This window comes from Psittacicella hinzii, from assembly GCF_003585885.1.
GTDB lineage: Bacteria > Pseudomonadota > Gammaproteobacteria > Enterobacterales > Psittacicellaceae > Psittacicella.
In genome coordinates, this window is record NZ_NRHC01000011.1 from 37,741 (window position 1) to 47,136 (window position 9,396).

Sequence of the window (9,396 nt, forward strand, 5' to 3'; positions counted from 1 at the left end):
CTACTTGTTAGTTTTGTACTTTTCTTTTAGGAGGATATCTACAAGTGTGTTGTGTGTTATGGCACACGTCCTTGACGCATTCTGCAAATGAATAGCGTATCTATATACATCTCCCCATGTAGATCCTTTAAAGTCAGGGACTACACAAATAGCTAAAAGTTCGTTAGGCAAGACCTCAATCACAGTTAACTGATTAACTGTGCTACTTGCTTGTTGTTGACTCGGTATTGTTCTCTGACAACCACTTAACAAGATTATCAGAGATAGGGATAGCAGAACATTGATTAACTTTAAGCTCATCGGATAGCAACTCTAGGGCGGACTGAAATGATTTGTTGAATTGTATTTTTTGATCATTAGCTTCTTGCAAAGCTTTCTGCATGTCGAGAATACGTTGACGCATTTCACTGGCATATCTTTGCTCTTGTTCAATCTGCTTGATATACTCACCGTTTAGTTTTGCTAATCGATAAATTTCTTCATTCTTATTAGTTGTTTGGTATTGGGTAATACCCACATACGCTAGCAAAATCATCATAATAAGAGAAGTCGCATTAGTCTGAAAGTACTTAGAGAATAACTTTAAAAAGCTAAGCATTGTTTAACTCCTCCGTAGAATGATAGAGTTTAACTTCATCATTTCTTCGATTAACCAAACCACTTGATACCATACCGCTTACGTATCGCCATACTCTAAATTGCTTATCAACTTCAGGGCTATGAGGTTTTTTATTTAACACCTTTAGCAGAGTGCTAGTGCTAAATCTACCGATACCAATGTTATAAGCTAAGCTATAAAGAGCAGCTAATTGGTTTGAGTTTAATGTACGCTCTACTAAAAGCTCAATCTGTTTCGAAAGTTTATCAACATGCAATTTGATTAGCTCCATACCCTCCTCTTTAGTCATTGGGGTATTCTCATACTTAGCTAGAATTGCCTTATCTGTAAAGCCGTAGCCAATAGTCCAAATACCTGCTTGATCCAGATATTTCTTTTCTCTAAACCCCTCCCACTTTGCAATAAATGGGACAGCTTTAGCTACAGCTAATTTTCTATTTCTTTCTTTATTTGCTTGAGCTCTAGCGTCAATCTCAGCTCTAATTAATTCTTCTTCATCGATGTAATTATTTGTCGTTGTCATCTTTACCTTTAAACTTTAATTTTCTATCTATAAAAATATCGAACACTTTAGTAATCACTTTTTGCACAGCGCTAACTGTGCTATCTATCCCTGCATATCCAACTATGGCGGCCAATACTGGTAAGTATTGCTCTGGTATACCATGGAGAATGCAAATTGGAGCGCCAATATAGACAGCGCTAAATATGAAGAGCACTTCATACCAATATTTAAGAATAGTTCGTTTTCCGTCCCTCTTGAACCTAAACAGGTAGAAAGCTACGCCAATAAGCGCCCATTTTAAACTTTGTAAATTAATAAAGAACTCGATAAAGGTCTGAAAGTCACTGAATACTCTAGGAAGTTCTACGCTTGTCGACTTCATTTATATTTCTACTATTAGAGTTAAGGGATTGCTTGTGTATATGGGAGGATTTATTTTTACTAGGTTTGAAATTTGTGAAATAAATACAACCAATTAAAACCACCATAACCACTACCTGATAATCATAATAGTTGTAGAAACCTACTAAGTAATAGTAAAGGTAGATAAAGAATTTAGAGGTAATCATGCCACTATCATAGTATTGTGATAATGGATAATAGATCCCAAATCTAACCACCTCCAACGTACAAATTAATTTCACTAGCTTGTTCAAAGTAATACGTCCTTATAAATTTGTTGAGCTTGCCATTAGTAACCAGAGTAGCCACAATAAGGTACATAAACATATTAATATAAGCTTTTTAACCCGCATAACGCTATGAATTATCTATCATAATATCATCGTAATACCCCCCCCCATGGGTAGATCCAAACCCCTTGTATGTGTTAAAATCACGCAGTTGTTCGCAATCTATTGGGTACTTACCTAAAGCAATCATTAATTGAGCGTAGTTGAATTTTGAAGAGCCAAACATTATGAACTTATTTTTATTTTGAGTAATTAAGCTAATTAGCTTAACTAGATCCTCAATATTAAACTCACTCTTATAGGCGCTCTGACTTGTGAAAATATAAGGCGGGTCAATAATGAACATAACTTTTGAATACTCTTTATATTGCTCAATTAGTTCATCGTAATTTTGTCTGGTAATTTCTAAACCGTCTAAGTACTCGTATGCACTATAATTACCTGACGTAATTACATTAAAAAATGCGTTCTTTTCAATATGCTCCCACGTAGTGGCGTTAATACTACTAAATAGTAAATTAGCGCCTAATGTAGGTATATCTAGATAACCGTCGAAGTTCTTAATCTTATTGATAATCTCATCTTTATAATCGTCTAACCTTTGCTTAAAAGGCACCACATTGTGGTAAGTAGAATAAAGATCTTTTATCAATCTGTTTGTGTCTTCTATATGTAACAAACGCTCTTCATAGTTATCGAAGTCATTGTAAATAACTTTAGCGTTTGGTTTTAGACGTTTAGCAATGTGAGCTAATAAACCAGAACCTCCAAAAAGGTCAACTATAATCCAATCTTGACCTTGGTCAGGTATCTTGTTTAATGCAAGCTTAAAATTATCTAACATTCTCCTCTTTTGCCCTGTAAAGGGTAAAGGAGCCTTATTGTAAATCTTCATTATGTTTGTTACTAATAAGCTAAAGCTTCGTTTGTTGATTTGTAATTTATTTTTTTTATTTTGTTTACAAATTTGTAATTTATTTTTTTTTACTAATTTGTAATTTATTTTTTAGACTAAGTTTATGATTTGTAATTTATTTATTTTAAACTTAGTTTATTGATTTTTATTTCTTTTTAGCTTCGTTTGAAAGTTTGTAATTTATTTTTTTAGATTTCGTTTGCAAATTTGTAATTTATTTTTTAAATTTCATTTAGAAATTTGTAATTTATTTTTTAGTTTTATATCCACACAAATTAGCCTTAAGTTAAAAGATAAATTTATTAATAACCATAGCTAATCAGTTTATAACTAAATTGAGCTCTAAGTTATTTTGTTAGTTTGTTTTTGTTAAAGGAGCAATTCTGTGTGGATAAGAAAAGAGGAAAATAAGTTATTAATGCTAAAGCAATAAAAGCTAAAGCAAGAGGAAATCTAAGTGGCTTAAGATTTCTTTTTAGTGTTTACTTTCATAGAGTGATCCAATTTAAAACGCTCTTCAAGTTTTAAAAGTTTACCCTCTGTATAAGCTTTAAGTTTTACTTTCATCTCTTTTGTAAGAGGGCGATAGTTTGCAACTTTAGCAGGGGCTTTTTTATTAGCTTTAGCTTTAGCTTTGCTAGCGCTCTTTGTATTTTCTTCTTTACTTATGGTTGCAACTTTAGTGATTTGAACGAAGCACTGGGCGGGTTTAGTCTTATCGATGATATTTTCTATCTTGTAAATCGATAAACGAATAACTTGACTATCATCACACCATACACCTGCCTTGGTCATAGTATCGAAAAGCGTCTTAGTATAGGTATCGAAAAGCGTCTTAGTATAGTTATCTATATCTCTTCTAGTGTTATCACTTGGAGATAAGATAATATTGACTGCATATCTATTGTCTGGAATAGGCTCCTCCCAGAGTTGTTCTCTCATCTGTTTACGGATAAGAAAAATATGCTTATTTCTGAATGCTCTATATATAGGAGTAATTGCCCTATCTTTTTGTTTAGTCCCTTTTTTACCACGTGGACTTCGATAGATATACATCTGATTAGCAGTAACAGGGAAATCTAGCGTTAATAACATATTTAAATTTTTTCAAACAAAAAACGGCTTACCGTTGTGCGATTAACACAAAGGTAAGCCGTTTTTTAATAACCTGTTTGTGAGACATTTAGAAGTCTTTTAAATAGCCAGAATTAAACTTGGGAGTCCCAAGCTTAACCTGACAGGTACTTCTACATTGGAAAATAATATTATAAATCAATAGAAAAATTATAAAACCATTATACTATCTTTCTTTTTTAATATTATCATATTCTGACAACTCTGTCAATACGAAATTTAAACTTTTTTATACTTTTTTTAACAACCTCATACGTTGTAACCTAATAACAGTTTCTTATGAAGTAATGAATGATTTAATAGCTCTGAAGTAATCAGAACAAGTCAGAATTATTTAAACCAAAAAAAACGGCTTAAATGTGCTACTAACACATTTAAGACCGGAAGGACTTGAGAATTGTATGTAAAAAATTAAGAAAACAATGAATTTGAATAAAAATACTTCAAAGTATAAATTGATCAAAATGAATGCCCATAAAATTAAGAATAACCTTATGATAAAGATAAGGAGAGTTTGATTTATAACTATGAAGATAATACTTATTATATCCAATTTTTAATATCAGTTTAAAGTTTTTAATGATATTTAGACAAAATATCCAAGCGTTGTGTAAGTTTATTTTTAAAGGTTCAGAAATGGTCAGAAATATTTAAGCCTAAAAAAAGTCCTAAAAGTGTTATTAACACATTTAAGACCGATTAGGAAATTTTTAGGGAATTTAAAACTTAAAAAATATAATAACTAAGAGAACTTAATTTAAATTTTCATTTGATAGTAATCCCTTATATTATATTAAATTTAAAATTTAAAGGGGAAAGTTTTTATGATTTTTAGACAAAAAACGACCTACCGTCGTGTCTTAACACAATGGTAAGTCGTTTTAGATTAGTACTTTAATAAAAGTTCTCTTTACTATCCCATACTGCATTGCTTAGTTTAAGCTTGAGTATCTCAAGCCTAAACTCAAGAAGTATGTTAGTAAAAGAATTCTTACACTTCACTAAAAAATATAAACAGAGGTTTTAATATACCATTATGGAGATAAATCAATATTAAACCATTACTAGAATAGCAAATTTATGTTTGCTTGTCAACTCCTAATAATGTTATTTTTGTTTCAAAGCATGTGGGTGTTATGTTTTAGTTTCTTGTATCGATTGCTCTTGTTTATTAGCAAAGCTAGCTTAACAGTAATAGCTTTAGCCCTTAAACTATAAGTTAGCTACTAATCTACTTTAGCATGTATTTACATGCTTAGCACAAGCTAAAGAAGTGTTATTAACCCTTGAAGTATTATTATAGTAACTTTAGCTCTTTAGCGTTTTTATGAAAACTTTAGCACTGTTTGCGCTTCGCGCAATATGTAGCTTATTTGAGGTTTGCTTTCTAGTAATCCTATTAATATAACTGGAGCTTAGTTTTTAAAGTTGCCAATCCAGCAATTTAGTCTGATCTTTGCTTGCCAAAAAATAGGCAAAAAAAGCCTCCCCCCTCCTCCGGACTTGAGAAAAGAAAAGGCTTTTATAACGTCTCGGTCACTTAAAAAACGGCTCTGAATTAAAAGCCCTCAAATTCTCCTACATTTTACCACAATTATCAGAGGATTAGCTCGATATCAGGCAGATTTCTCGAACTAATCGGTATCTAATTGATTGGGTAAAATTTTAGATCATAAGATACGCTTTTAATTAGTGACCGTTTATTAATTAAACGAAACAAGTCACAATCAAAACTATAAAATAAAGGTTTACAATGAGGCAAAAATTAAATCAATACTAGCTAACATTTAGTTAGCAATTTTAATCCCTAAAGAAGAACTTTTAAATATCAACTTACTCCCCTCGAATTTACTCCCCTCATGTTGTTTGTTAAAAAATTTTCTTCTGCATAAAAAAGCATAAGCATGTTACTAGGTTATTTATTTTTAGAGAGACCCATTAGGAGAAACGGAACTATAAAAAATCCACGAAATCGTTCTGTAACATGCTTAAACTTCAAAATATTACTAAATAAGTAACTGTATTATCCAAACAACAAAGTATTAAGAAAAGAACTAAGAGTAAATTGAAGAAGCAAAATTGTATTTAAAAAGGCATATCATCGTCTGGTATGCTCGTCTGTTCATCAGAGCGTCCAGAACTGAAATCATTTGCAACCCTAGCGCCATTATTTACATGTCGGCTCTGTGGTTGCGGAGGGGTTGGCTCGTACGGATTGCTTGCGCTTGTAGGAGCTTTAGCCACCTCGTTTGTAGTGGTTATATGAGCGCCAGAATATTTATCCTTTAGCTCTTCTAACCCTTTACGTAGATCGTAATCTGATCCTACGTTATTGAAACCATTTGGTTGGTTTGAAAATCCAGGGTTAGGATTAAATCCTTGCCCTTGGTTGTTGATACTCGTCTGAATATTATTATTTTGGTTTTGAGTAAAACCATTATTATTGTTATAACCAGAGTTATTACTAAAGCCTTGACTTTGTGAACTACCCACTTGTTGTTGGTTACTAAAGCCTTGGTTCTGATTAAACCCTGAATTATAATTGGAACTCGTCTGAATACTATTATTAAAACCTTGACCTTGGTTATTAAAACTTTGGTTTTGGTTATTATTAAATCCTTGGTTGTTAAAACCTTGATTTTGATTTTTGAAGCCTTGGTTATTGTTATAACCTTGGCCGTTACCGTTCGAATACTGATTAAGAAGATCGTTAACTGCTTCTATAGATTTTAAGATAGCATTACGACCTGTTACTGTGTAAAAAATATCACTCGCTGTGATATTCTTACTTACTTTCTGAATACCATTTTTATCGATATAGTCCTTAAACGAACAATCGCCTATAATGACAACTTCACAACCTTTAGCTAAAGCTTTACATCTTTCAACTATGTTCGGTTTATAGCAGACCACATTGTACCACTCAACGAACTCGGTAACCCATTGATTGCTACTTTGATCAAAAGAGACCTGATTATAAGCAACGCTTAAAGTTACAAACTCATTGCCACCTTGGCGTGAATTGTAAAATGTTGGATCTTGACCTAATCGACCTTTAAATATAATTTGCATTTATCAATCCTTAATTTAAAAAAATATCAATCGATAAATACAGAGTTTAAAAATCTTTTTTTGTTTACGCTTGTAATTATATAATAATTTTTTAAGCCAGTCAATACCTAAATGGGGTATTTTGTAACCCTATTTTGTGATTGCATTCTAAAGCAAAAGAGCTACCAATATAATTGATAGCTCTTAAAATTATATTTTCACAGAAAAACAGAAAAGTAAATATAAAATTTTAATCTTATTATCAAATGTTTAAAAATAAAAAATTATTCTTTTTTATCAAGGGTAAGGATATTCTATAAACTCTTAAAATTAAATTTCATAAGCAAATATTAAGTTTAGAAATTAATTTATTTTTGACAAGGGTAAGAATATCCTATTACTATTAAAATTAAATTTCATAAGCAAATATTAAGTTTAGAAAATTAATTTTTTTTTGACATGGGGAAGAATATTCTACTAACTCTTAAAATTAAATTTCATAAGCAAATATTAAGTTTAGAAAATTAATTTTTTTTTGACATGGGGAAGAATATTCTACTAACTCTTAAAATTAAATTTCATAAAAAAATGTATAAGATTATAATTTAATTCTTTTCTGTCAGGAGTATAACAGTTAACAATTGGTTTTTATTTTATATTAGAAAATCTCTAAATGTTAAAAATGTTAAAAATTGTTAATTGTAAATAAATTAAGGATAATTAAGGATATACCCCCCTTACAACAGAAAATTAATTTGAAAGTTTAATTTTCTATAGCGAACCTAATTGTTTTGGAATAGAACGTATATTCTCACCCTTGTCAAGGATAAATTAATTTCTTTTTTACTTTAATAGCGAAGCTAGTTTTAATAAAAAGTAAATTAATCTTTAAATTTTAATATTCTTAAATTAAGGGCAATATTACTATAATTAAGAGTAAGACTTTATCCTTGTCAAAAATAAATTATTTTAAATATTTAAATTAAAATCGTAAGAAAAATTCAAATTAATTTTTTCAGATTTTAGCATACTTTTCATTTTTTTTCAGTTATTTTTAAATTTTTATAAAAAATAGTTATTTTACTTTAGCTTTGTTTTTTACTTTAGCATTGTTTTCTCGAACTTTATAATTGTTTTTTATTTTCTTAATGTATATTTTAACTAAGTTTAGCTTACTTCTTATTATGCCTTTTACTAAAGTAAACTAATTTAATAAAAAAGTTTATTATTTTTCGCTCCTAAATTTTAATTTTTTTAGGGGCATCCTTTCATTTTTTAGGATAGAAAATATTTACTTTTTATTTTTTTGCTAGAAAGAAAGCAAACATATGCCCCAAAAAAGTATTATAATTATACTAACTTGCAAGTGAAAGAAAATATAATGACGAAAATAGTAAATTTTTTTAAAAAATTATCTCTTGTTAATGTTAAAGAAAAGAAATATATTTTAGACTGGTATCATGGTCTAGCTCATATAAAAAACATTGACAATGAAGAAATTATAAGACGTATAACCAAAGGGAATGATATTTTTGTTAAAGATGTTATTTCTGATAATAAAATATTACCTTTAAGTTTTAAAAACAAAGTTACCGCTAAGCAACTGTTAACTTTTTTTGATATTTACTCAATAAATTTTCAATCATTTTTATACACAGAAACAGATATGTATAGTATAAAGATGTTAAAAAATAATGAACTTAATAAAGACTTAGCTCATCTTACTAATTTTATCCAATTAAGTTCATCTCAATTGTTAGAGTTCTTATCTGATATCTATAAATACCTAGATACAAATGGAACTAAACTATCATTAGAGTTAGGTTTTGCTTCTTCGTATATTAATAAATTAAAGTATAACTCTACAATGGCGCAAAATGTTTTGCATGCTCTTAGTTTAAGGTACGATCTCCGTGAAAATAACTTTATGCCTTTTATAGAATATTGCGAAGCTAAGGGTTGGCTTGATAAGAAAAAACTATATAGTGATGATAACTTTATAAATTTCTTCGATAACGATAGTACACGAGATAAATTAAAAAAATTATCTGAAGAAATAAATAAATCTACAGGGCTATCTGTTTCTTCTTTAGAAGATTATACAATTACAATGCTACCCACTGGAACTGATGCTTTAGAAGATTGGAATATAAGAGAGCATAAGCATGTATTAATAACCAATGCAAAACTTAGCCCAGCGGCTTCTTACGGAGATATTTTAGAATTTACCTTATACGATAAATTTAACGGCAACGGTATATATTTAATAACAGAAAAGAACAATGAAGATGAGGGGGAAACTCTTGCTATATTAGATCATCAAAAAATACAAGATACTGACTCCATTTATATTGTGAAAAGTGTTGAAGATACTAAAGCTTGCCTGCTGTCTGAACTTTATGAAAATATAAATATTTTAGGAGTTTGTTCGCTCCGTTATAGACCAAAACAATAAATAAAAATAAAAAATAAGTACCAC

Annotated in this window: 7 protein-coding genes; 1 reads left to right on the forward strand and 6 read right to left on the reverse strand. The window is 29.7% G+C overall.

What is annotated here, in order from left to right; genetic code table 11:
• Window positions 1–202: 202 nt before the first annotated feature.
• From CKF54_RS00945 to CKF54_RS00970, 6 genes are all read right to left on the reverse strand, one after another.
• The gene (locus CKF54_RS00945; RefSeq protein ID WP_119524416.1) at window positions 203–598 is read right to left on the reverse strand and encodes a hypothetical protein; all 396 of its coding nucleotides are present in this window, start codon (window positions 596–598) and stop codon (window positions 203–205) included.
• The gene (locus CKF54_RS00950) at window positions 591–1,142 is read right to left on the reverse strand and encodes a lysozyme (protein ID WP_119524417.1); all 552 of its coding nucleotides are present in this window, start codon (window positions 1,140–1,142) and stop codon (window positions 591–593) included. The genes CKF54_RS00945 and CKF54_RS00950 overlap by 8 nt, the downstream gene beginning before the upstream one ends.
• Window positions 1,126–1,506, reverse strand: coding sequence for a hypothetical protein (locus tag CKF54_RS00955; RefSeq protein WP_119524418.1), 381 nt, complete (start codon window positions 1,504–1,506; stop codon window positions 1,126–1,128). Before CKF54_RS00955 ends, CKF54_RS00950 begins: the two co-directional genes overlap by 17 nt.
• A gap of 377 nt (window positions 1,507–1,883) precedes the next feature.
• The gene (locus tag CKF54_RS00960) at window positions 1,884–2,660 is read right to left on the reverse strand and encodes a hypothetical protein (protein ID WP_119524419.1); all 777 of its coding nucleotides are present in this window, start codon (window positions 2,658–2,660) and stop codon (window positions 1,884–1,886) included.
• Between the two features lie 534 nt (window positions 2,661–3,194).
• Window positions 3,195–3,827, reverse strand: a complete 633-nt coding sequence (locus CKF54_RS00965) for a RusA family crossover junction endodeoxyribonuclease (protein WP_222987466.1) — start codon at window positions 3,825–3,827, stop codon at window positions 3,195–3,197.
• A gap of 2,124 nt (window positions 3,828–5,951) precedes the next feature.
• Window positions 5,952–6,938, reverse strand: coding sequence for a single-stranded DNA-binding protein (locus CKF54_RS00970; protein WP_119524420.1), 987 nt, complete (start codon window positions 6,936–6,938; stop codon window positions 5,952–5,954).
• Between the two features lie 1,360 nt (window positions 6,939–8,298).
• On the opposite strand from CKF54_RS00970, the gene CKF54_RS00975 reads away from it, so the two are divergent.
• Window positions 8,299–9,372: a hypothetical protein gene (locus tag CKF54_RS00975; RefSeq protein WP_119524421.1), complete on the forward strand. Its 1,074-nt coding sequence runs from the start codon at window positions 8,299–8,301 to the stop codon at window positions 9,370–9,372.
• The last annotated feature ends 24 nt before the right edge of the window (window positions 9,373–9,396 follow it).

Excerpts from the sequence above, each read along its gene's own strand:
- CKF54_RS00975 (WP_119524421.1), top strand. The coding sequence starts at position 8,299 with ATGACGAAAATAGTAAATTTTTTTAAAAAATTATCTCTTGTTAATGTT.
- CKF54_RS00960 (WP_119524419.1), bottom strand. The coding sequence starts at position 2,660 with ATGTTAGATAATTTTAAGCTTGCATTAAACAAGATACCTGACCAAGGT.
- CKF54_RS00970 (WP_119524420.1), bottom strand. The coding sequence starts at position 6,938 with ATGCAAATTATATTTAAAGGTCGATTAGGTCAAGATCCAACATTTTAC.
- CKF54_RS00955 (WP_119524418.1), bottom strand. The coding sequence starts at position 1,506 with ATGAAGTCGACAAGCGTAGAACTTCCTAGAGTATTCAGTGACTTTCAG.
- CKF54_RS00965 (WP_222987466.1), bottom strand. The coding sequence starts at position 3,827 with ATGTTATTAACGCTAGATTTCCCTGTTACTGCTAATCAGATGTATATC.
- CKF54_RS00950 (WP_119524417.1), bottom strand. The coding sequence starts at position 1,142 with ATGACAACGACAAATAATTACATCGATGAAGAAGAATTAATTAGAGCT.
- CKF54_RS00945 (WP_119524416.1), bottom strand. The coding sequence starts at position 598 with ATGCTTAGCTTTTTAAAGTTATTCTCTAAGTACTTTCAGACTAATGCG.